Below are 21,590 nucleotides of genomic sequence, written 5' to 3'. Positions count from 1 at the left end.
GAGTCGCCCCAGCGAAGGCGCGGACCCCACCCGGGTCCGTGCCTTCGCTCATTCGCGTCCGGGGTGCCTGGCGCGCAGCGCGGCCTGCGTGCGGCTCGTGACACCCAGCGTGCGCATGATGCCGGTCAGGTGGTTCTTGACCGTCTTCTCGGCGACGCCGAGCTCGGCCGCGATCGCGCGATTCGACAGCCCGCGCGCGACCAGCGCCAAGACCTCGCGCTGTCGGCGGGGAAGGGCCTCCCCGGGCGGCACCGGCGCCGCCGCCGTGTGCAGGGTCGCGCTCAGCGGGTGCCCCGAGCCGACGCGGCGCACCGCGTCGATGAGCTCACTCGCCGCGAGGTCTTCGAGGAGGAATGCCGAGGCCCCCGCCGACGCGCTCGCGCTGCGGGCCTCATCGTCGTCGGCGGCGCTCAGGACGATGCACCTCACGCGCGGATCCATCGCCCGGAGTGCGCGACACGCGTCTGCCCCGGTGCCGTCCGCGAGTCGATAGCCGAGGACTGCGACATCCGGTCGTGTCACCTCGGCGCGTGCGGTGGCCTGTCGGGCGGTGGCCGCCTCGGCGACGACCTGCATGCCCGTGGCCGCATCGATCAGGTCGGCGACGCCGCGACGGACCAGGTCGTGGTCGGCCAGGACGAGCACGGCGAGCATGGGCTCCACCGTAGCGTCCGGCTCGTTACGGTGGAGGGATGGAGGAGCATCGCGCCGGTCCGCGCCGCAGCGAGCAGGCTCGTCTGGCGGTGCTCACGGCAGCGGCCGAGCTGATCGCCCGGAGCGGCTACGAGAACCTCACCATCGAGGCCATCGCCCGGCACGCGGCCGTGGGCAAGCAGACGATCTATCGGTGGTGGCCCTCACGCGCCGCCATCCTCAGTGAGGCGCTGCTGGAGGGGATGATCTTCCGGCATCAGCTCGCGGTGCGCGACACCGGCGACCTGCGGGGCGACCTCACGGAGTGGATGTCGCGGGTATGGACGGTGCTCGATGCCCCGCAGGGGCGCCTGCTGCTGCGATCGCTCGTCGCAGCGGCCACCGAGCACCCGCCGATCGGCGAGCTCATGCGTGATCGCCTGAGCGCCGACGGGGGCATCCGGGCGCGCGTGGTCGCTCACGGTGATCCCGCGCTCGCGGCGGTCGAGATCGGCGACGCGGTGGCGGGGTGGATGATGATGCAGGCGCTCCTGGGCGCGGCTCCCACGCCCGACAGCATCCGAGCGATCGTCCACGTCCTCGTGCCGAGTTAGGGTTGACGAGACGTCGCGTCTCGTCAAGGCGTCCGCACCGCGAAGGAGTCGCCGATGGCCGAGCTGCTGTACCGCCTGAGCAAGGGAGCCGCGCGCCGCGCCTGGCTCGTCGTCGTCGCCTGGATCGCGGTGCTGGGGATCGCCGGCGGTGCCTTCGCACTCGGATTCGGCGGGCTGTCGTCGAGCTTCGACATCCCGGGCACCGCCTCGTCGAAGGTCACCGATCAGCTCGCCGACGAGCTGCCCGACTTCGCCGGAGCCGCGGGAACCGTGGTGTTCCACGCCGAGGACGGTGCGCTCACCGACGATCAGCGCACGGCGATCTCCGACCTCGTCGCCTCGGCCACCGACCTGCCCGACGTCGCGACCGTCAACGATCCGTTCCAGGCGGAGGCGCAGCGGGCGACGCAGGCTCAGCAGCTGGCCGACGGCCGGGCGCAGCTGTCGGCCGCGCGTGACCAGCTCGACGCCGGACAAGCGCAGCTCGACCAGGGGACGGCCCAGCTCGAGGCGGGGCAGGCCCAGCTCGACGCCGCACGGGCTCAGCTCGAGGCTGCCGGCGCCCCCACTCAGCAGCTCGCCGCGCTCGATGCCCAGCAGGCACAGCTCGACGCCGGCCGCGCCGAGCTGGAACGGCAACAGGCGACCCTCGACTCGGGCCGCGCCGAGCTCGAGGCGCAGGCCGAGACCGCCGACCTCGGCGGTCGTCTGCTCGACCTGGCCGACGGGATCGCGCTGGTCTCGCCCGACGGCTCGACCGCGACGGTCAACGTCGCCTTCACCCTGCCGCGCCTCGAACTGCCGCAGGACGCGAAGGACGCCGTCGTCGAGCACTTCACCGCCGAGCCGATCGACGGTGTCGAGGTGGGCTTCTCGACCGAGATCTCGCAGGGCGTGCCGAAGATCCTCGGTGTCGGCGAGGCCGTCGGCGTCGGCGTCGCCGCCGTCGTCCTGCTCGTCATGCTCGGAAGCCTGATCGCGGCCGCGCTTCCGCTGGTCACCGCCATCGTCGGCGTGGGGGTCGGCGTGCTCGGGGTGCTCTCGCTGTCGGGAGTCGTGCAGATGGCGTCTGTGACCCCCGTGCTCGGCGTGATGCTCGGGCTCGCGGTCGGCATCGACTACGCGCTGTTCGTGCTCAATCGGCACCGCAAGCAGCTGCTGCGCGGCATCGACCTGCACGAGTCGATCGGCCTCGCCGGCGGCACCGCCGGCAACGCCGTGGTCTTCGCCGGCTCGACGGTCGTCGTCGCCCTCCTCGCCCTCAACATCACCGGCATCCCGTTCCTCGGTCTCATGGGAACGGCCGGGGCCGTGTGCGTCGCCATCGCCGTCCTGATCGCGATCACGCTGCTTCCGGCGCTCCTCGGGCTGCTCGGGATGCGCGTGCTCGGCCGCCGGGCGCGCACCCGTGTCGGAGCGCCCGACGTCGTGTCGACGCCGACGCGCGCCATGCCGACCTGGCGCGCCGTCACGACCGCCGTCGTCTCGGTCGGGCTCCTGCTCGTCCTGGCGGTGCCGGCGCTGTCGATGCGGGTCGGCCTTCCCGATGGGGCATCCGAGCCGGAGGGGTCGTACGGACAGCGTGCGTTCCAGCTCACCGAAGACGCTTTCGGTCCCGGCGCGAACTCGCCGCTGCTGGTGACCGCGAGCCTCCCGGAGGGCCTCGACGACGCCGGGCGTCTGCAGGCGCAGGTCGCGGTGGCCGAGGCGATCGCCGGCCGGGAGCACGTGAGCGCCGTCGCCCCGATCGCCGTCTCCGACAGCGGTGCCATCGCCGCGTTCCAGGTGATCCCCACCGAAGGCCCGAGCAGCGTCGCGACCGAAGACCTGGTGCGCGACCTGCGCTCACTGCCGCCCGTCGACGGCGAGTACGCGCTCGGTGTCGCCGGTCAGGCCGCCATCAACATCGACATCTCCGAAGGTCTCGTCGGCATCCTGCCGATCTACCTCGCGGTCGTGGTGGGGCTGTCGCTCGTGATCATGATCGTCGTGTTCCGGTCGCTCGTCGTGCCGCTCATCGCCACCGGCGGCTTCATCCTGTCGCTGTTCGCGACCTACGGCGCCGTCGTCGCGGTGTTCCAGTGGGGGTGGGGCGCCGAGCTCATCGGTCTGCATACGACCGGTCCGATCCTGAACTTCCTCCCCGTGATCCTCGTGGGCATCCTGTTCGGGCTGGCCATGGACTACCAGCTGTTCCTCGCATCGGGCATGCGTGAAGCGTTCGTGCACGGCTCCGAAGCGAGGCTCGCCGTCATGCAGGGGTTCCGCGCCGGCCGCTCGGTCGTCGTGGCGGCGGCGCTGATCATGGTGTCCGTCTTCGGCGGCTTCATCTTCGCCGAGGCGACGATCATCCGCTCGATGGGCTTCGGTCTGGCCTTCGGCATCCTGGTCGACGCGCTCGTGGTGCGCATGCTGCTGATGCCGGCGCTCATGCACCTCATCGGCCGCGGCGCGTGGTGGCTGCCCCGGTGGCTCGACCGCATCCTGCCCGATGTCGACGTCGAGGGCGCCAAGCTCGAGCGGACGCACCCGCACGTCTGAGGGGCAGGGTCTCAGAAGGCGTCGAGGTCGGCGCGCAGGCCCTGACCGGTGTGCTCGGTGCGCAGGATGCCGCGCCGCCGGAGCACCGGAACGAGCTCGTCGAGCGCTCGGTGCAGTGTGACGGGGTGGAAGTCTCCCGAGAAGATCAGACCGTCGTTGTCGGCGTCGTCGCCGAGCGCCTGGATGACGTCGGCGATCTCCTCCGCGGTCCCCACCGTTCCTCCGGCGCCGTCGGTCACGCGACCGAGCCGTGCCTTGCCGGCGAGGATGTCGCGCAGCGGCGCCTCCGAGAAATCGGAGTATCGGCCGAGCAGGCCCCGGATGGTGCCTTTCGAGACGTGATCGCCGAAGATCGCGGGGTCGAGCGGGCGGTCGAGATCGAGCGTCGTGAGGTCGGTCTCGAGGTCGCTCGACCAGGCCTCGGCGACCTCGACGAGGGTCGCCTCGTCCGGGTGGCGTGACGCCTCGACGATGCGCTCCGCCTCGTCGGCCGAGCTCGCGACGATCGGCTTGAAGACGAAGAAGGTCTTGACGGCGTCGGCATCCCGGCCCGCAGCGCGCGCCGCCTCGCGCACCCGGGCGCGGTAGGCGCGGATGCTCGCGGGATCGAGGTTCGACAGGGCGAGCTGGATCTCGGAGTTCGCACCGGCGAAGCCGATGCCCCGGGGGGAGCCGCCGGGCGAGGCCACGATCGGATCACCGGCGGGCAGCGGCTCGGCATTCAGTGGACCGTCGAACGAGAAGTACTCGCCCCGGTGCCGGACGGCGTGGATCTTCGAGCCGTCGGCGTAGATCTGCGTGTCGGGGTCGGCGATCAGCGCGTCGTCGTCCCAGCTGTGCCAGAGCAGGCGCAGGGCGTCGAGCCATTCCTGGGCGCGGTCGTACGCTGCATCGTGACCGAGGCGCTCGGTGCCGAAGTGGTGCGCCGAGCCGACGTCGGTGACGACGTTGAGTCCGAGCCGGCTGCCGCTGAGGTGCTGCAGCGATGCGAACTGACGGGCCGCGAGGTACGGCGGCCAGGCGGCCGGATTGACGGTGGGGATCACGCCGAGGTGCTGCGTCGCGGCGAACAGGTACGGCGCGAGTGTCCACGGGTCGTGCTTCGGCCCGCCGTAGGCCTTGCGCACCCGCAGATTGAGCGTCTCGGGGGTGATGCCGACCGAGAGCGCGTCTTCGATGAGGACGAAGTCGAACCCCGCCTGCTCGAGCTCGCGCGCCGAGTGCTGGTAGAGGTCGGGCTTCTGCCACGGCCAGTTCCACCGCTGGTAGGGCCGCGCCCAGCCGTGGGGACCGAAACCTCGGGAGAGGAACCACCCGAAATGCTGCGTGCGGGTCACGCCGACACCGCCTCCGACACATCGGCGGTCGCGGCCGCGGCCGCGATGAGCCCGCGCTCGAGGTCGGCGATGAGGTCGCCGGTGTCCTCCAGCCCGACCGAGAGCCGCAGGAGCCCCGGTCCGACGCCGATCCGCTCGAGATCGGCGTCGCTGCGGCTGGCGTGGGTGGTGGTCGCGGGATGCAGCACGAGCGACCTCACATCGCCGAGATGGGTCATCGGGGTGAACAGCCGGACGCTGCGGGTGAATGCCTCCGCGGCTGCTCTCCCGCCCGCGAGGGTGAAGGAGAACAGGGCGCCCTGCCCGGCCGGGAGGAGGCGGGCGGCGAGGTCGTGGTCGGGGTGCGAGGCGAGTCCGCTGTAGTCGACGCCGACGACCTCGGGGCGCGTCTCGAGCCAGGCAGCGAGCGCCGCCGCCGTCTGCGATTGGCGAGCCACGCGCAGCGAGAGGGTCTCGATGCCCTGTAGCAGCAGGAACGCGTTGAGGGGCGACGGTGACGGACCGAAGCGCATCGCGACGCGTCGTGCCGTGTCGAGGAAGGCTCTCTCGCCCGAGCGTTCGACGAACGTGCGGCCGTCGGGTCCGGTCTCGGAGGCGATCTGGCGGAAGCGTCCTGGTACCGCATCCCACGCGAAGCGTCCGCCGTCGATGATGACGCCGCCGAGGCCCGTGCCGTGGCCCGACAGGAACTTCGACGCGGAGTGGATGACGATGTCGGCACCCAGCTCGAGCGGACGCAGCAGGTACGGGGTCGCGAGGGTCGAGTCGACCACGAGCGGGATGCCGTGGCGGTGTGCGACCTCGGCGACGGTGGGGATGTCGAGCACGCCGCCGCGTGGGTTGGCGATCGACTCGGCCACGAGGGCGCGGGTGCGCGGGCCGATCGCCGACTCCCAGGCGGCGGGGTCGCGCGGGTCGTCGACGAAGTCCGTCGTGATCCCGAGCCGTGCGAACTCCGAGCGCAGCAGCTCGCGCGTGCCTTCGTAGATCGCGGAGGCGGCGACGATGTGATCGCCGGATTCCAGGATCGTCAGCAGCGCCGTCGTCGTTGCCGCCTGGCCGCTGCCGACCAGCAGCGCTCCGACGCCACCCTCGAGATCGGCGATGCGCCGCTCGGCCGCCGCCGCCGTCGGGTTGCCGACGCGCGTGTAGCTGAAGCCCGTGCCGGGGTCGGCGAAGCGGCCCTCGCCGTCGGCGATGTCGTCGAACTCGAACCCGGCGGTCAGATAGATCGGTGTCGCGCGCGAGCCGTACGCGTCGAAACCGCGGGCCCCCGCGTGCAACTGACGCGTCGCGAAGGCGAGGGATTCGGGGTTGTTCTCCAGAGCGGACATGGAGGGAAGAGTACGGCGGGCGACCGAGGCGGCGCTTTCGTCTCGTCATGCGGAGTCACGCGGCGCCTGTCGGCCGCCCTCGTGTGTCGCCCTGTGTTCTCATGTGTCGCCCTGTGTTCTCGCGTTTCCGACTGTTTCGCCGGGGGAGGTGGGCCGCGGGCGGTCGTGGCGAGCATGGGGTCATGTCCCCCCTGGTGAGCGTCGACGACCTCGCCGCCGAACTCGCCGCGGACGCTCCCGTGCGTCTGCTGGATGTCCGGTGGCGGCTGGACCGTGCCGAGGGGCGGCCCGACTACCTGAGCGGGCACCTGCCCGGCGCCGTCTACGTCGACCTGGAGCGCGAGCTCGCTCGCCCCGGTGTTCCCGAGCAGGGGCGGCATCCGCTGCCCGGTCGCGCCGACCTCGAGATCGCGGCTCGACGCTGGGGTGTCACCGGGGGCGACCGGCTCGTCGTCTACGACGACAACGACGGCGTCGCGGCAGCCCGCGCGTGGTGGTTGCTGCGCCGTCACGGCCTCGACATCCGCGTGCTCGACGGTGGCTTCCGGGCGTGGGTCGCATCGGGCCGGCGTCTCGAGCGCAGCGACCGCGCCGCGGCCGCGGGCGACGTGGAGCTGCCGGAGGGGAGGGGTGGTCTCGCCGGTATCGACGAGGCGGCCGTCGCTCCGGCCCGAGGCGTGCTGCTCGACGTCCGCGCGCCACAGCACTACCGCGGTCAGACGGCCGGGGCCGACCCGGTCAGCGGGCATATCCCGGGCGCGCTCAATCTTCCGACGGTCGTCCACATCGCCCCGGATGGCCTGCTGCGAAGCCCCGACGAGATCCGTGCCTCGCTCGCAACAGTGGGCATCGGTCCCGACACGGATGTCGTCATCACGTGCAGTTCGGGAATCGCCTCGGCTCACACCGCCCTCGCCTTCGCCGTCGCCGGATACGGCCGTGCGCGGGTGTTCGCGGGATCGTGGAGCCAGTGGTCTCGCGACCGCGGCCGTCCGGTCGCGACCGGTCCCAGCCCGGCCGCCGCGATCGGCGTCGTCTAATAGACGACGATCTGATCTGACGACGATCAGTCGCGGAGGGCGGAGCCCTCGCTGAGGCGGTGCCACGTGCGGTTGTGGTAGACCAGTGCGTCGCCGTGACCGCCCGGCTCGACGTCGCGTTCGACGTGAGACTGCAGGGCGTGGCCGGCGATGACGATGGAGCCGCCCGCATCCATGCGCGACACGACCGCGCAACGGACCCACGCACGCACGCCGCGGTACACGGGCTCTCCCGTAGTCAGCCGTGACCAGGTCGAGGTGTCGGCGAAGCGATCGATGCCGCTCGTCGCGCCGAGCTTCGCGAGCGGAAGGTCGTCGGCGTCGAGGAGATGCACCACGACGGTCTCGGCCGTCGACAGCACCGCCGAGGCGGACGACTGCGCCGACACCGAGAACACCAGCAGCGGCGGGTCGGCGCTCACCGACGACACCGAGGTCGCCGTCAGCGCGACCGGGCCGTCGCCTGCGTCAGCCGTGATGACGGCGACACCGCCGGGGTGCCCGCGGAAGAGCGTCTTGAAGTCATCGGCGGACAGCGAGCCGCCCAGATGACGGGAGGGGTGCTCCGCGGACGGGTCGATGTTCGGCTGAGACATGATCACGACGTTAGTAACCACGAAGGCTCACCACATGTTCCGTGAACGTCGGAGACGATCGATGACGCCATGTAACGTTCCCCGCGTGACGACGAAACCCCACGACGGATGGTCGCGCCGGTACGGCTCGGCTGCGCCCCACGACGACCTTCCGCGCAACGACGTGCTCGACCTGCTCTACCGTCACCGTTCCGTGCGCCGGTTCGCGCCCGGCGAGATCGACGATGCGACACTGACCGCGATCGTCGCCGCGGCGCAGTCGGCGTCGACGAGCTCGAACCTGCAGGCGTGGTCGGTCATCGAGGTGCGCGACCCCGAGCGGCTCGACGCGCTCGCGACGCTCGCCGGCGACCAGGACTTCATCCGCCGGGGCGGCGTCTTCCTCGTCTTCGTCGCGGACTGGGCCCGCGCGCGCGAGCTCGCACACCGAGCGGGGGAGAGGTCGGACGCCGTCGAGTACATCGAGAGCACGATCGTCGGCTTCATCGACGCGGCGCTCGCCGCCCAGAACGCCGTCGTCGCGGCGGAGTCGCTGGGGCTCGGCGCCGTCTACGTCGGAGCCGTCCGAAACCACCCAGAGCAGATCGCCGACCTGCTCGAGCTTCCCGTGGGCGCCTTCCCCGCGTTCGGTCTCGTGCTCGGTCGCCCCGACCCGGACGATCGCGCCGGGGTGAAGCCGCGATTGCCGCAGCGGGTCGTCCGTCACCGCGAGACCTACCGCATGCCGGTCGACGCCGACATCGCCGCATACGAGGAGGCCGTCACGGCGTACTACCGCGCGCAGGGCGAGCCGCGGGGCTGGCTGCGCGCCGCGATCGCGCGGGTGCGGGATGCCGCCAGCCTGCACGGGCGTCACACGCTGCGCAGCTCTCTCGAGCGGCGCGGGCTGTCGTCGCGCTGAGCTCGACGGGCGGAACCCTCGACAGCGCCCCGGCCCTGGCCTAGGGTGGACGCGTGCAGACCTGTCGTTGTTGTCGCTGAGCGCCGCCGCGCTCACCTCAGACGACCCCGACAGCACCCGCGCCTCTGAGCGCGCGGACACCGTGAGGACACCCTCGTGCGCTACGCAGAGAACATCGCCGAACTCGTCGGCAACACACCCCTGGTCCGGCTGAACCGTGTCGCCGCGTCGACGCGGGCGACCGTGCTCGCCAAGATCGAGTACTTCAACCCGGGCAGTTCGGCGAAGGACCGCATCGCCGCGAGGATCATCGAGGCCGCCGAGCGCGACGGCTCGCTGCGGCCGGGGGGAACGATCGTCGAACCCACGAGCGGCAACACCGGTGTCGGCCTCGCTCTCGTCGCGCAGCAACGGGGATATCGGATGGTCTTCGTCGTTCCCGACAAGTTCGCGGGCGAGAAGGTCGCGGTGCTGAAGGCCTACGGAGCCGAGATCGTCATGACTCCCACGAGCGTGCCGCCCGAGCATCCGGATTCGTACTACAGCGTCTCAGACCGGCTCGCGCGGGAGATCCCCGGCGCGTTCAAGCCCAACCAGTTCGCCAACGCCGCAGGACCCCGCGCGCACTACGAGACGACTGGACCCGAGATCTGGCGCGACACGGACGGGCGCGTGACGCACTTCGTCGCCGGTGTCGGCACGGGCGGCACGATCACGGGCACCGGCCGGTACCTCCGCGAGGCCTCTTCCGGAGCCGTCACGATCGTCGGCGCCGACCCCGACGGCTCGATCTACAGCGGCGACGTCGGCCGGTACCTCGTCGAAGGCGTCGGTGAGGACTTCTGGCCCGAGACCTTCGACCCTTCGATGGTCGACCGTTACGAGCGGGTGGGCGATCGCGAGTCGTTCGCGATGACGCGTCGCCTGGCGCGCGAGGAGGGTCTGCTCGTCGGCGGCTCGTCGGGCATGGCGGTGGTCGCCGCGCTTCGCACCGCCCGCGACCTCGGGTCCGACGACATCGTCGTCGTTCTGCTCCCCGACCACGGCCGCGGATATCTCTCGAAGATCTACGACGACGACTGGATGCGCGCCCACGGCTTCGCCGACCTCGTCGACGATCCCCACACCACCCCCGACACCAGGAGCGACGCATGACCACGCACGATTCCGCCCGCGGCCTCGCCAGCCTCGCGGTCCACGCCGGCCAGGAGTTCGACCCCACGACCGGCGCCGTCATCCCGCCGGTGCACTTCTCCACCACCTTCACCCAGGACGGGATCGGGGGCCTCCGCGGCGGGTACGAGTACGGCCGTTCGGGCAACCCGACGCGCACGGCGCTCCAGGTGCAGCTCGCCGCGCTCGAGGGCGGAGCTCACGGCTTCTCGTTCGCGTCGGGGCTCGCCGCTGAGGACGTGCTGCTGCGTGCCGCGCTGACGCCCGGCGACGAGGTGCTGCTCGGCAACGACGTCTACGGGGGCACACATCGTCTCATCGCGCGTGTCCTGGCTCCCTGGGGTGTCAAGCTGCGCGTGGTCGACATGAGCGACCTCGCCGCCGTGCGGGCCGCGGTCGCCGAGCGCGCGCCCCGCGTGCTGTGGGTCGAGACGCCGTCCAACCCGCTGCTGCGCATCACCGATATCGCCGGGCTCGCAGCCATCGGTCATGAGGCCGGCTCGCTCGTCGTCGTCGACAACACCTTCGCGACACCGGCGCTGCAGCGCCCCCTCGAACTCGGCGCCGATGTGGTCGTGCACTCGACGACGAAATACCTCGGCGGACACTCGGATGTCGTCGGCGGCGCACTCGTGCTCGACGATGACGCGCTCGCCGAGAAGATCGGCTTCCTGCAGTACGCCGCCGGCGCGGTGTCGGGGCCGATGGATGCCTGGCTCACCACGCGCGGCATCAAGACGCTCGACGTCCGTATGCAGCGCCACAGCGAGAACGCGGGCGCGATCGCAGCGTTCCTCGAGGGACACGAGCGCGTGGCTCGCGTGTTCTATCCCGGTCTCGCCTCGCACCCGGGGCACGAGCTCGCGGCATCGCAGATGATCCGTTTCGGCGGCATGCTCTCGCTCGCGCTCGAGTCGGGTGAGGCGGCACGTCGCTTCGCCGAGTCCACGCGGCTGTTCCAGCTCGCCGAGTCGCTCGGCGGGGTCGAGTCGCTCGTGAACTACCCCGATGCGATGACCCACGCGTCGGTCCGCGGCACCGAGGCGGCCGTGCCGGTCGAGGTCGTCCGGCTCTCGGTGGGCATCGAGTCGGTGGACGATCTGCTGGCCGACGTGGAGCAGGCGCTGCGCTGAACCCGCTGAGTGACCCGCTGTGCGGGCGGGGCGCTCAGCGCCGGAACAGCCGCCGGCGCCGGCGGGGTTCGGGTGGGGGAGCGGCGGATGCCGCGGCAGCCGCATCCCTGCGGCGCTGACGCCAGGCCGCGACCTCGCTCTCGACGTCGCGTGTGGGCGTCACGACGGGCGGTCCGCCCTGCAACTGGCGCCGGGCCTCGACGACGCGCCGGTTGAAATCGGCGACGTACTCGCGCACGTCGTCCTCGCGGGCGAGGGCGTCGGCGCGTTCGTCGAACTCCGCGTGCTCGATCCGCAGGGTCAGTGCCGGCGGACCGAGGCCGGTGAGCTGCTCGTCGCGGATCTTGCGTTTGATCCACCAGTCGGGATCGTGGCTCGGCCCGAGGTCGGCGATGGGCTTACCGGCCCCTGGCAGATCGTCGAAGTCGCCGCGGCGGATGGCCTGCTGGATCGCCGTCTCGATGTAGGCGGCGCGTTCGCGTGCGCCGGGCGCAGGCGTGTCCGGCGTCGGGGAGGCGGGGGAATCGTCGCTCATATCGTTCTCCTCCTCCAGCGTAGATGTGCTCGCCTGGTCGATGCCGATGTCGCGAGACAATGGGGTAATGCCGCTCTCGCCCGGACCGACGCCCGACAGTTCCGGCCGGTGGCGGCGCGAAGCGGGTGAGCTGGGGCGCAGTCTCGCCCGGTTCGGCCCGTCGCCCGGGCCGCGCTGGCACCTGGGGCTGCAGGCAGCGATCGCGATGGCGCTGCCCGTCGTGGCGCTCTCGGCGTTGGGGCTCGAGAGCATCGCGCTGCTCGCCGCGACCGGCGCGTTCGCGACGCTCTACGGCGGGCGACTGACTCCCCGCGAGCGCGCGGGATTCGTGCCCATCGTCGCGGCGGTGCTGTGGGCGTGTGCAGCCCTCGGGGTCCTGGCGGCAGCGGTCGGTCCGGTCGCGGTGGCCGTCGGCCTCGTCGTGGTCGCCGTCGCGGCATCCGTTCTGGTCTTCGGGCGCTCGGTGGGGCCCCCGGGCCCGCTGTTCGCGGTGCTCATCTACGGTCTGTCCGCACATGTCACGGCTCCGCAGGCGGCGCATGCGGTGCACCCGGCGCTGTACCTCGGCGTCCTCGCAGCGTCGCTCGCGTTCGGGTGGCTGGTCACCGCGGCGCCGCTCGTGCGGCGCTCGCACCGAGGCGCCCAGCCTCGAGCGCTGCGCTCCCTCTTCCCGGCCGCGCTCGGGACGGCGACGACGCGGACGCTGGTCGCGCGCACGGCGGCGGTCGCGGTCGTCGGCACCCTGATCGCGGTGATCGTCGATCCGGAGCGCGCCTATTGGATCGTCGGGGCGGGCATCGCCGTGCTCGGGGTCAGCGCGAGCCGCCGCGTCGCGCTGTCGCGCGGCATCCACCGGGCGCTCGGCACCGCGGCCGGCGGCGCCGTCTTCCTCGCCGTCAGCATCGTGCCGCTCGGCGGTGTCGTGCTCGGCCTCGTGCTCGGGGCGCTGCAGTTCGTCATCGAGCTGGTGGTCGTGCGCCATTACGCTCTCGCGCTCGTCTTCATCACCCCGCTCGTGCTCCTCATCCTCAGCTCAGCGGGAGGTGGCGGTCCGGAGCTCGCCGTCGAGCGGGTGGTCGATACGGCGGTGGGCGTCGGGCTCGGCATCCTCAGCAGCCTGATCGTGGTGGGACCGCGTCGGTAGCTCGTTCGATACTCGGTATGCATATACTCGCAAATTACATACCCGGTATGCGAAAGGATGACCGTGTCGGTTCGACTCAGCCTTCTGGCGATCCTCGATCAGGGCCCGTGCTACGGCTATCAGCTGCGGGCGGAGTTCGATCGTCGCACCGGCTCGACGTGGCCGCTCAACGTCGGTCAGATCTACAACACGCTCGACCGGCTCGAGCGAGACGGGCTCGTCGAGAAGGGGGCCGTCGACGGTCAGGGGCATGTCTACTGGCAGATCACGGATGCCGGCCGAGCCGAGGTCGCGTCGTGGTTGGGGTCTCCCGTCGAGCGGCCCGCGGGCACGCGCGATGAGCTCGCGATCAAGCTCGCCGTCGCGGCGACGCTGCCCGGGATCGATGTGGGTGAGGTGATCCACGCCCAGCGGCGGGCGTCGCTTGCGCAGCTGCAGGCACTCACTGGTGCCGAGTACGCCGGCGCGAACCCCGACGGACCCGAGCAGCTCGCCTGGTCGCTCGTCGTCGACTCGATGATCTTCGCCGCCGAGGCCGAGGTGCGCTGGCTCGATCACACCGAGCAGCGCCTCGCGCAGCATCCCGGCCGCGCGATGGCGATCGAGCTGTCGACGGAGAAGCCCAAGCGCGGGCGGCCGGTCAAAGCCTGAGTTCAGCCGAGCCCACACCCGGTAGCCCAGAAATCGGGGCGGACCTCGGCGATGGGGGCGAGCTCGTCGCGCAGGCGGCGCCAGATCGCCAGGCCGGTCTCGAACGAGTCGGCGGGGACCGGGCCGTCGGGCCCCGCGTCCTGGATCGCGCCGTCCCAGGCGAGGAGATCCCGGGTCAGGTCATCGCTGATTCCGAGACTGCGCGGGTCGACGACGTACTCGTCCGTGAAGCTCTCCCACAGCGGGCTCGAGGCCCATCCCGAGAACATGCGGATGACGCGCCGTCCGTCGGGGAGCACGACCGGCTCGCCGCGACGGGAACGCGCCATCAGGTAGCGATCCTGCATCTCACGACGACGTTGCCATTCGACGCCGTCGGTCGGGGTGTCGTCGTAGTCGTAACCCGACAGCCAGACCAGACCCCGTTGCGCTCCCTCCCCACGGACCAGAGCGACCGACCAGAGGTGGCGATCGTCGTCGGAGAGGATGCGCATCTCGCGGAACACGGTGTCGATCGAGACGTCGACGATGTCGATGATCCGCGTGTCTTCTGCGTCGCAGGGGTAGACGAACACCCGGAATCTCGGGCCGAGATCCTCCCAGGTCGTGTCACGGCGATCGGCGAGCTCTGCGCGCATGACGCAGAGCCTACGGGGCCGGATGCCGCGCTCTCAGGCGACTGCCAGGAAACCGCCGCGATCCGCATGAGGGCGCGGATCGCCGTCGCTCCAAACGGGGGCGGATGCACGGTTTTCGCTCGAGGTGTCCAATCCGCCCCGGTGCCCGTCTCGGATAGCCCCACGTGCCGCAATCCAGCGGACGTGACGGAAGGAAGAGACATGCGTACGAACCTGAAGCGAGCAGCAATCTTCGGCACGGCGGGCCTCGGTGCAGCCGCGATCGCCACCGCCGGATTCGCTCTGCCCGCGTCGGCTGACGACACCACCGCGGTCGACTCGTCCACCACAGACACGACCACCACCACGGATGTCACGTCGTCCTTCGACGCGCTGTCGACGTGGATCGACAGCGTCCTCGAGGCCAACGGCACCGGAGTCGGCGAGGGTGCGAACATCGGCAACCTCGGGCTCGAGGGCGGCCTCGTCAACGGCCCGCTGATCAGCGACGTCGGCAACGGCGCACTGCTGTCGGGTAACGACACCCCGATCGCCTCGGGCAACGACACCGCCGTGGAGGCCCCGATCGACGCCCCCGTCGTCTCCGGCAACGAGACCGGCAACGGTAACGAGGTCGGCACCGGCAACGAGGTGGGCAACGGCAACGAGGTCGGCACCGACCTCGGCAACGGCACGGACGTCGGCACCGGTGATGTCAGCACGGGCGACGTCACGAGCGGCATCGGCAGCACCGTCGACAACCTCGTCGGCGGCATCACCTCGGATGTGACCTCCGACGTCGACGACCTGGTCGGCGGCATCCTCGGCGACCGCTGATCCTCAGGACCGGATCCGACCGAGAGATCTCGAGGGGCGGCACGCGGCTTCGGCCGGTGCCGCCCTTCGGCGTGCCCGCTAGCCTGGCGCAGTGAGCGAAGCGATGCCCGGGCGGGCGCGAGTGGGTGTGCGGGATGTCGCGGCCGCTGCGGGCGTGTCGACGCAGACGGTCTCGCGTGTCATCAACGACCACCCCCACATCCGGCCCGAGACGCGCGAGCGCGTGATCACGGCGATGTCCGAGCTGGGCTACCGCGTCAACAACGCAGCCCGTGCCCTCGGCACCGCGACGACGCGGACGATCGGGGTGATCGCCTCCGACACCGACCTGTACGGCCCCGCGGCGGGCATCGGCGCCCTCGAGCGTGCGGCGCGCTCAGCAGGCCGGTGGATTGCCACGGCTTACGCCGACGGCTCCGACGCGGGCAGCGTCTCCGCTGCCGCCGATCATCTGCTCGCCCAGGGCGTGGACGGCATCGTCGTCGTGGCTCCGCATACCGCCGCCCTCGCGGTCCTCGCTGCGGCTTCCCTCGGAGTTCCCGTCGTGCCCCTGCATGCGCGGGTGGATGCAGCGGGGGAGCGCGCGAGCGGGGGCGATCGCGGCGCCGAGGGAGCGGCGCTGGCCGTCGACCACCTGCTGGATGCCGGGCACCGCCGCATCGCCCACCTGTCGGGCCCGGCTGCCTGGCTCGAGGCCGTCGCCCGCGACACCGGCGCGGAGTCTGCCCTCGCGCGCCGGGGACTGCAGATCGCGGGCCGGTGGCGCGGCGACTGGTCCGCCGGCTCGGGCGCTGCCCTGGCTCCCGAGATCGCGGGCGCGATCGGCGCCGCGGCAGGGCCGACCGCGGTCGTCGTCGCGAATGACCAGATGGCGCTCGGCTTGATCTCCGGGCTGGCTCGCCTCGGGCTGGATGTGCCCGCGGACGTCAGCGTGGTGGGTTTCGACGACCATCCCGACGCTGCGTTCTACCGGCCGGCCCTGACCACGGTGCGGCTCGACATCGCGGGGGAGGCGTGGAGATGCGTCCGTATCCTGCTGGGCGATGCCTCGCCCGCCGAGCCCACTCCGCCTCGACTCGTCGTGCGCGAATCGACTCGCGGGGTATGAGGCCGGGTGACCAGGTCTTCGACGCTCGCACGAAGCAGGTGTTACCGGTAACATGATCCCACCGCGGCACGACCAATGGAGGCATCCGTGACCCACACCGCCACGCGCGATCGATCCGCCGATCGCGACGACATCCTCGCCGGTCGCACCAGCCTGGGCATCGAGTTCGGCTCGACGCGCATCAAGGCGTGCCTCATCGGCCCGGATCCGGCACACGTCCTCGCGACCGGATCGCACGCGTGGGAGAACCGGTTCGAAGAGCGTCGCTGGACCTACGCCCTCGACGACGTGTGGTCAGGTCTCCAAGCCGCCTACGCCGACCTGACGGCCGCGGTCGAGTCCGCGTACGGCGTCGTGCCCGAGACTCTCGGGGCGATCGGGGTCTCGGCGATGATGCACGGCTACCTCGCCTTCGACGCTGACGACGAGCTGCTGGTGCCCTTCCGCACCTGGCGCAACACCAGCACCGGCCCGGCCGCCGCCGAGCTCACCGAGCTGCTCGGCATCAACATCCCGCTCCGCTGGTCGATCGCCCACCTGCACCAGGCGGTGCTCGACGGCGAGGCGCACGTCGACGACATCCGTCACGTGACCACCCTCGCCGGCTACGTGCACGCGCGACTGACCGGCGAGAAGGTGCTCGGCGTCGGTGACGCGTCGGGGATGTTCCCCATCGATCCGGCCACGCGCGACTACGACCAGCGCCGCGTCGACCTCTTCGACGCCCACTTGGCGGGCCGTCTTCCCGCCGGCGTTCGCTCGTTGCTGCCGGAGGTCCGTGTCGCCGGGCAGGCCGCCGGTGTGCTCACCGACGCCGGCGCCGCACTGCTCGACCCGTCGGGGGCGCTGCACCCCGGCATCCCGTTCTGCCCTCCCGAGGGCGACGCCGGGACCGGCATGGTCGCCACCGCTGCGGTCGCCCCGCGCACGGGCAACGTCAGCGCCGGCACGAGCATCTTCGCCATGGTCGTCCTCGAGCGGCCGCTGCAGAGCACTCACCATGAGATCGACGTCGTCACGACGCCCGCGGGCGATCTCGTCGCGATGGTCCACTGCAACAACGGAGCGAGCGAGCTCGCGGCGTGGGTCGGGATGTTCGAGCGGTTCGCCGCAGCGTCGGGTTCGGAGCTCGGTGCGGACGGCGTCTACGACATCCTGTTCCGCGAGGCCCTCTCGGGCGACCCGGACGCGGGCGGCCTGATCGCCTACAACCACCTCGCGGGCGAACCCATCGCCGGTACCGACGAGGGGCGTCCGCTCTTCGTCCGCACCCCCGACAGCCGCTTCACGCTCGCGAACGCGATCCGCGCGCAGCTGTACGGCGTCTTCGGCACCCTCGCGCTCGGTATGCGGGTGCTCGACCGCGAGGGTGTGCAGCTCGACCGGATGTTCGCCCACGGTGGCATGTTCCGCACCGCCGGCGTCGCCCAGCGGTTCCTCGCCGCCGCTCTCGGTGCCCCGGTGGCCGTCGGCGACACCGCCTCCGAGGGAGGCGCGTGGGGCATCGCCGTCCTCGCCGATTATCTCGTCCACGGCGACGGGCTCGATCTCGACGATTACCTCCGCGAGCGCGTCTTCGCGGCTGCGTCGATCGACGTCGCCGAGCCCGACGAGGCGGATGCCGCCGGCTTCGCCGCCTACCTCGATCGTTACGACGCGGGGCTCGCCGTCGAGCGTGCCGCCGTCGCCGCCCTCTCCTGACCCGTCCGATACCACCGGAAGAAGAACAATGACCCTCTCCACCTCTCTCGAGCAGTACACCGTCTGGTTCGTGACGGGCAGTCAGAACCTCTACGGCGAGGAGACCCTCCGCCAGGTCGCCGAGCAGTCGCAGCAGGTCGTCGCCGGCCTCGCCGGGCTGCCGGTGCGTGTCGAGTGGAAGCCCGTCCTGAAGGACTCCGAGTCGATCCGCCGGCTCGCGCTCGACGCGAACGCCGACGACTCGGTGATCGGCGTCATCGCGTGGATGCACACGTTCAGCCCGGCCAAGATGTGGATCACGGGTCTCGACGCCCTGCGCAAGCCGCTGCTGCACCTGCACACGCAGGCCAACGTCGAGCTGCCGTGGGCCGACATCGACTTCGACTTCATGAACCTCAACCAGGCCGCCCACGGCGACCGCGAGTTCGGCTACATCCAGACGCGTCTCGGCGTCTCGCGCAAGACCGTCGTCGGGCACGTCTCCAACCCCGAGGTCACCCGCCAGATCGAGGACTGGCAGCGGGCCGCGGCCGGTTGGCAGGCCGCCCGCACGCTCAAGCTCGCGCGCTTCGGCGACAACATGCGCTACGTCGCGGTGACCGAGGGCGACAAGACCGAGGCCGAGCTGCAGTTCGGCGTGCAGGTCAACACGTGGGGCGTGAACGAGCTGGCGGAGGCCGTGGCCGCGGCATCCGACGCCGACGTCGATGCGCTGGTCGAGGTCTATCTCGCGCAGTACGACGTCGCCGACGAACTGCTCCCGGGAGCCGAGCGGCACCAGTCGCTGCGCGACGGCGCGGCGATCGAGATCGGGCTGCGCTCGTTCCTCGTGAGCGGCGGCTTCGGGGCGTTCACCACATCGTTCGAAGATCTCGGCGACCTGAAGCAGCTGCCCGGCCTCGCCGTCCAGCGCCTCATGGCCGAGGGGTACGGCTTCGGCGCCGAGGGCGACTGGAAGACCGCGATCCTCGTGCGCGTCGCCAATGTCATGGGTTCGGGTCTGCCCGGTGGGGCGAGCCTCATGGAGGACTACACCTACGACCTCGTTCCCGGTTCTGAGCGCATCCTCGGGGCGCACATGCTCGAGGTGTCGCCGTCGCTGACGACCGCGAAGCCCCGTCTGGAGATCCACCCGCTGGGCATCGGCGGCAAGGACGACCCGGTGCGCCTCGTCTTCACCGCCGACCCGGGTCCCGCGCTCGTCGTGGCGATGAGCGACATGCGCGACCGGTTCCGTCTGACGGCGAACGTCGTCGAGAACGTCGAGGCTCCCGACCTGCCGAAGCTGCCCGTAGGACGCGCGATCTGGAAGCCGGCGCCCGACTTCGCCACGTCCGCCGCGTGCTGGCTCGCAGCCGGTGCAGCCCACCACACGGTCATGACGACGGCGGTCGGCATCGAGGTGTTCCGCGACTTCGCCGAGATCGCCGGGACGGAGCTCGTGGTCATCGACGACGACACGACGGTGCGAGGATTCCAGAAGGAGCTCCGCTGGAACCAGGCCTACTACCGCCTGGCCCGCGGACTGTGAGCTCTGAGAACCAGAATCGAGAGGGGACGCCCGTGGCGGCATCCGGAACGTCGTACGTGCTGCGATTCGGCGACGCCGAGGCGATCGTGGCGAGCGTGGGAGCGTCGCTGCGCTCCTTCCGGGTCGCCGGACGCGACCTCGTCGTGCCCTACGGCGAGGACGAGGTGCGTCCGGGTTACCGCGGCGCGACGCTCGCGCCGTGGCCGAACCGGGTCGTCGACGGCCAGTACGAGGTGGACGGCACGCGCTACCGCCTCGCCCTGACCGAACCCGAGCGGCACCATGCGCTGCACGGCCTGGTGGCCTGGCTCGACTTCGAGCCCTTGGTCGTCGCCGCCGATCACGTGACGCTCGGCGCCACGATCGTCGCGCAGACGGCCTACCCGTGGACGGTGCGCGTCGAGACGACCTACCGGCTCGGCGCCGACGGATTGACGCAGACGGTGCGCGCGACGAACGAGAGTACGGATGCCGCGCCTTTCGGCACGGGGCCGCATCCCTATCTCGTCGCCGGGTCGTCGCCGCTCGACGAGTGGACGCTCGAGCTTCCCGCCGCACGCGTGCTCGAGGTGACGCCTGATCGGTTGTCGCCGGTCGCGCTGGCCGATGTCTCGGATATCGCCGAGTTCGACTTCCGAGAGCCGCGGGCGCTGGGCGCCGTCGAGATCGACCATGCGTTCACGGGGCTCTCGCGTACCGATGACAGCGTGGCAACCGTGCGGGTGACCGATCCGTCGGGCACCGGCGTCGCGATCTCGTGGGATTCCGCGTGTCCCTGGGTGCAGGTGCACACCGCCGACCTTCCCGGGGGACCGGCGCAGCCGGGGCACCGTGCGGGTCTCGCGGTCGAGCCGATGACGTGCGCGCCGGATGCGTTCAACGCCGCACGCTACGACTACGACGCGGGACTCATCTTCATCGCTCCCGCCGAGACGGTCGAGGCTTCCTGGCGCATCAGCGCGATCTGATCCCGCGGCTGGGTCGCCGAGCGCCGGGTCTCAGTGACTGTGCTCGGTGGAGAAGAGCGGGTGGTCGGAGTGGCTCGGCGCAGCGCGGCCGGCCTCCGTCGCGCCCAGTGCCGGTGTGACGAGTCCGGCGACGATGACGCAGCCCGCGACGAGTCCGATGACGCTCGTCCGTGGTGCGACTCGGGCGTCGGCGGGAGAGGTGTCGGCTGACGCTGAGCGCGCCCGCCGTACGACGGCCGCCGCCGCTACGCCGTACGCGACGTGGAGAAGGGCGGTCACGCCGACGGCGTGCACGCTGATGCGCATCGGGTCCGCCGCAAGAGCAAGCCCCGACATCACCGTGCCGACGACGGCGATGGCCATCGCGACGCGGGGAGCGACGAGGCGGCCGCGCGTCAGGGCGGCGACGCCCCAACCCAGGGCGGCCGCCCCGACCGCGACCGCCAGGGCACCGACGCCGCGGTCGGCGGCTCCGGTGCCCTGGGTGATCATGCCCGCGCCCACGCCGAGCTGGAGCAGGCCAGCCCCCCACGCGGCGAGCGTGGGCCAGGAGCGGGTGAGCGCGGCGGCGTTCATCAGATCGCGGCCGTGCGCGGGGCGGTGGCGCGGTCGGTGCCGAGGCCGACACCCAGCAGCACGAGGGCGCTGGCGAGGTGGAGGAAGTGGTCGGCGGTGTTCAGGGCGAGCACGTTGGCGGCGCTGTCCTGGATGAAGAAGCCCACGATGCCGAGAAGCAGGTAGGCGGCACCGACCGTCGTGTTCACGCCCTTCGCGGCGCGGACGCCGGAGAGGCCGCCGATGAGCAGCGCGGCGCCGATCAGGAGGTGCGCGATGTTGTGCAGCGGGTTGACCTCGAAGATGCCGAGCAGCAGGCCACCCTCGGTGGCGATGAAGTCGACGCCCGCGGTCACGGTGAAGCCGAGGAGGCCGACGAGGATGTAGACGGCGCCGAAGATGATCGCCACGAGGCGGTTCGGTGATGTACGCATGAGGGTTCCCTCCCATTGGGCGACGGATGTCGCGGTGCTGCGGTTGTTCGGTGACAGTGGCAGATCGGTTTGCCTCTGGGTGGGCCCGGGGCGTCCGATCTTGTGTGGTCGTCGATATCGATGGGGAGTAATGCCCAGGCCGTGACGCGAGGCTACGGTCAGCGACTTCACGGCTCACAGGCCTTGTGCTGCCTTCATGGGCGGTGG

21 protein-coding genes are annotated in these 21,590 nt (G+C 71.3%); 13 read left to right on the top strand and 8 right to left on the bottom strand.

The features are described 5' to 3' along the window. Positions 1 to 48: 48 nt before the first annotated feature. Positions 49 to 654, bottom strand: coding sequence for a LuxR C-terminal-related transcriptional regulator (locus ACU6RU_RS02025; RefSeq protein WP_446725771.1), 606 nt, complete (start codon positions 652 to 654; stop codon positions 49 to 51). Positions 655 to 692: 38 nt separating this feature from the next. Here ACU6RU_RS02025 and ACU6RU_RS02020 point away from each other — a divergent pair, with 38 nt between their 5' ends. Further along, positions 693 to 1,247, top strand: coding sequence for a TetR/AcrR family transcriptional regulator (locus ACU6RU_RS02020; RefSeq protein ID WP_446725770.1), 555 nt, complete (start codon positions 693 to 695; stop codon positions 1,245 to 1,247). Positions 1,248 to 1,301: 54 nt separating this feature from the next. Next, positions 1,302 to 3,788 (top strand): MMPL family transporter, encoded by a 2,487-nt coding sequence (locus ACU6RU_RS02015; protein ID WP_446725769.1) that lies wholly within the window; start codon positions 1,302 to 1,304, stop codon positions 3,786 to 3,788. Positions 3,789 to 3,799: 11 nt separating this feature from the next. On the opposite strand, the gene ACU6RU_RS02010 is transcribed toward ACU6RU_RS02015, so the two are convergent. Both ACU6RU_RS02010 and ACU6RU_RS02005 read right to left on the bottom strand, forming a co-directional pair. Then, positions 3,800 to 5,125, bottom strand: coding sequence for an NtaA/DmoA family FMN-dependent monooxygenase (locus ACU6RU_RS02010; protein WP_446725768.1), 1,326 nt, complete (start codon positions 5,123 to 5,125; stop codon positions 3,800 to 3,802). Then, positions 5,122 to 6,459, bottom strand: coding sequence for an O-acetylhomoserine aminocarboxypropyltransferase/cysteine synthase family protein (locus tag ACU6RU_RS02005; protein WP_446725767.1), 1,338 nt, complete (start codon positions 6,457 to 6,459; stop codon positions 5,122 to 5,124). Before ACU6RU_RS02005 ends, ACU6RU_RS02010 begins: the two co-directional genes overlap by 4 nt. A gap of 182 nt (positions 6,460 to 6,641) precedes the next feature. Here ACU6RU_RS02005 and ACU6RU_RS02000 point away from each other — a divergent pair, with 182 nt between their 5' ends. After that, on the top strand, positions 6,642 to 7,499 hold the full coding sequence (locus ACU6RU_RS02000) for a sulfurtransferase (protein ID WP_446725766.1): 858 nt from the start codon (positions 6,642 to 6,644) through the stop codon (positions 7,497 to 7,499). A gap of 26 nt (positions 7,500 to 7,525) precedes the next feature. On the opposite strand, the gene ACU6RU_RS01995 is transcribed toward ACU6RU_RS02000, so the two are convergent. Then, positions 7,526 to 8,095: a flavin reductase family protein gene (locus ACU6RU_RS01995; RefSeq protein WP_120264394.1), complete on the bottom strand. Its 570-nt coding sequence runs from the start codon at positions 8,093 to 8,095 to the stop codon at positions 7,526 to 7,528. 85 nt (positions 8,096 to 8,180) lie between these two features. On the opposite strand from ACU6RU_RS01995, the gene ACU6RU_RS01990 reads away from it, so the two are divergent. The 3 genes from ACU6RU_RS01990 to ACU6RU_RS01980 all read left to right on the top strand — a co-directional run bounded on the left by ACU6RU_RS01990 (position 8,181) and on the right by ACU6RU_RS01980 (position 11,302). Then, a complete protein-coding gene (locus ACU6RU_RS01990; RefSeq protein ID WP_220700896.1) occupies positions 8,181 to 8,996 on the top strand; it encodes an NADPH-dependent oxidoreductase in 816 nt (271 codons plus the stop codon). A gap of 156 nt (positions 8,997 to 9,152) precedes the next feature. Continuing rightward, entirely contained in the window at positions 9,153 to 10,151 is a 999-nt protein-coding gene (locus ACU6RU_RS01985) for a pyridoxal-phosphate dependent enzyme (protein ID WP_120263397.1), read from the top strand. Further along, positions 10,148 to 11,302: a cystathionine gamma-synthase gene (locus ACU6RU_RS01980; RefSeq protein ID WP_120263396.1), complete on the top strand. Its 1,155-nt coding sequence runs from the start codon at positions 10,148 to 10,150 to the stop codon at positions 11,300 to 11,302. The genes ACU6RU_RS01985 and ACU6RU_RS01980 overlap by 4 nt, the downstream gene beginning before the upstream one ends. A 34-nt stretch (positions 11,303 to 11,336) precedes the next feature. Here ACU6RU_RS01980 and ACU6RU_RS01975 read toward each other — a convergent pair whose 3' ends face one another. Beyond that, on the bottom strand, positions 11,337 to 11,837 hold the full coding sequence (locus ACU6RU_RS01975) for a DnaJ family domain-containing protein (protein WP_120263395.1): 501 nt from the start codon (positions 11,835 to 11,837) through the stop codon (positions 11,337 to 11,339). 67 nt (positions 11,838 to 11,904) lie between these two features. Between ACU6RU_RS01975 and ACU6RU_RS01970 the strand changes: the two genes are divergently transcribed. Next, on the top strand, positions 11,905 to 12,981 hold the full coding sequence (locus tag ACU6RU_RS01970) for an FUSC family protein (RefSeq protein WP_446725765.1): 1,077 nt from the start codon (positions 11,905 to 11,907) through the stop codon (positions 12,979 to 12,981). A gap of 63 nt (positions 12,982 to 13,044) precedes the next feature. Continuing rightward, complete coding sequence (locus ACU6RU_RS01965; RefSeq protein ID WP_120264393.1) at positions 13,045 to 13,632, top strand: PadR family transcriptional regulator; 588 nt, start codon at positions 13,045 to 13,047, stop codon at positions 13,630 to 13,632. Between the two features lie 2 nt (positions 13,633 to 13,634). On the opposite strand, the gene ACU6RU_RS01960 is transcribed toward ACU6RU_RS01965, so the two are convergent. Next, positions 13,635 to 14,270, bottom strand: coding sequence for a hypothetical protein (locus tag ACU6RU_RS01960; protein ID WP_289330937.1), 636 nt, complete (start codon positions 14,268 to 14,270; stop codon positions 13,635 to 13,637). A gap of 201 nt (positions 14,271 to 14,471) precedes the next feature. Between ACU6RU_RS01960 and ACU6RU_RS01955 the strand changes: the two genes are divergently transcribed. The 5 genes from ACU6RU_RS01955 (at position 14,472) to ACU6RU_RS01935 (ending at position 20,394) form a co-directional block, all read left to right on the top strand. Further along, positions 14,472 to 15,086 (top strand): hypothetical protein, encoded by a 615-nt coding sequence (locus ACU6RU_RS01955; protein ID WP_120263392.1) that lies wholly within the window; start codon positions 14,472 to 14,474, stop codon positions 15,084 to 15,086. A 91-nt stretch (positions 15,087 to 15,177) separates the two neighbouring features. Further along, complete coding sequence (locus tag ACU6RU_RS01950; RefSeq protein WP_446725764.1) at positions 15,178 to 16,194, top strand: LacI family DNA-binding transcriptional regulator; 1,017 nt, start codon at positions 15,178 to 15,180, stop codon at positions 16,192 to 16,194. Positions 16,195 to 16,281: 87 nt separating this feature from the next. Beyond that, a complete protein-coding gene (locus ACU6RU_RS01945; RefSeq protein ID WP_446725763.1) occupies positions 16,282 to 17,895 on the top strand; it encodes a xylulokinase in 1,614 nt (537 codons plus the stop codon). Positions 17,896 to 17,923: 28 nt separating this feature from the next. Next, positions 17,924 to 19,426, top strand: a complete 1,503-nt coding sequence (gene araA / locus ACU6RU_RS01940) for an L-arabinose isomerase (protein ID WP_446725762.1) — start codon at positions 17,924 to 17,926, stop codon at positions 19,424 to 19,426. A gap of 32 nt (positions 19,427 to 19,458) precedes the next feature. Next, entirely contained in the window at positions 19,459 to 20,394 is a 936-nt protein-coding gene (locus ACU6RU_RS01935; RefSeq protein WP_446725761.1) for an aldose 1-epimerase family protein, read from the top strand. A gap of 30 nt (positions 20,395 to 20,424) precedes the next feature. Here the strand turns inward: ACU6RU_RS01935 and ACU6RU_RS01930 are convergent, their stop codons facing one another. Continuing rightward, complete coding sequence (locus tag ACU6RU_RS01930) at positions 20,425 to 20,970, bottom strand: hypothetical protein (protein ID WP_120263387.1); 546 nt, start codon at positions 20,968 to 20,970, stop codon at positions 20,425 to 20,427. After that, positions 20,970 to 21,383, bottom strand: coding sequence for a DUF4383 domain-containing protein (locus ACU6RU_RS01925; protein ID WP_120263386.1), 414 nt, complete (start codon positions 21,381 to 21,383; stop codon positions 20,970 to 20,972). Before ACU6RU_RS01925 ends, ACU6RU_RS01930 begins: the two co-directional genes overlap by 1 nt. Positions 21,384 to 21,590 lie beyond the last annotated feature (207 nt).

It is taken from the genome of Microbacterium sp. F1-18 (genome assembly GCF_052921305.1).
Note: the sequence above shows the minus strand (reverse complement) of the source record. Positions and strands in the feature narration are given on the sequence as shown.

Coding starts and splice junctions, on each gene's coding strand:
- ACU6RU_RS02000 (WP_446725766.1), top strand. CDS start 6,642: ATGTCCCCCCTGGTGAGCGTCGACGACCTCGCCGCCGAACTCGCCGCG.
- ACU6RU_RS01930 (WP_120263387.1), bottom strand. CDS start 20,970: ATGAACGCCGCCGCGCTCACCCGCTCCTGGCCCACGCTCGCCGCGTGG.
- ACU6RU_RS02025 (WP_446725771.1), bottom strand. CDS start 654: ATGCTCGCCGTGCTCGTCCTGGCCGACCACGACCTGGTCCGTCGCGGC.
- ACU6RU_RS01970 (WP_446725765.1), top strand. CDS start 11,905: ATGCCGCTCTCGCCCGGACCGACGCCCGACAGTTCCGGCCGGTGGCGG.
- araA (WP_446725762.1), top strand. CDS start 17,924: ATGACCCTCTCCACCTCTCTCGAGCAGTACACCGTCTGGTTCGTGACG.
- ACU6RU_RS01995 (WP_120264394.1), bottom strand. CDS start 8,095: ATGTCTCAGCCGAACATCGACCCGTCCGCGGAGCACCCCTCCCGTCAT.
- ACU6RU_RS01975 (WP_120263395.1), bottom strand. CDS start 11,837: ATGAGCGACGATTCCCCCGCCTCCCCGACGCCGGACACGCCTGCGCCC.
- ACU6RU_RS01955 (WP_120263392.1), top strand. CDS start 14,472: ATGCGTACGAACCTGAAGCGAGCAGCAATCTTCGGCACGGCGGGCCTC.
- ACU6RU_RS02005 (WP_446725767.1), bottom strand. CDS start 6,459: ATGTCCGCTCTGGAGAACAACCCCGAATCCCTCGCCTTCGCGACGCGT.
- ACU6RU_RS02020 (WP_446725770.1), top strand. CDS start 693: ATGGAGGAGCATCGCGCCGGTCCGCGCCGCAGCGAGCAGGCTCGTCTG.
- ACU6RU_RS02015 (WP_446725769.1), top strand. CDS start 1,302: ATGGCCGAGCTGCTGTACCGCCTGAGCAAGGGAGCCGCGCGCCGCGCC.
- ACU6RU_RS01925 (WP_120263386.1), bottom strand. CDS start 21,383: ATGCGTACATCACCGAACCGCCTCGTGGCGATCATCTTCGGCGCCGTC.
- ACU6RU_RS01960 (WP_289330937.1), bottom strand. CDS start 14,270: ATGCGCGCAGAGCTCGCCGATCGCCGTGACACGACCTGGGAGGATCTC.
- ACU6RU_RS01980 (WP_120263396.1), top strand. CDS start 10,148: ATGACCACGCACGATTCCGCCCGCGGCCTCGCCAGCCTCGCGGTCCAC.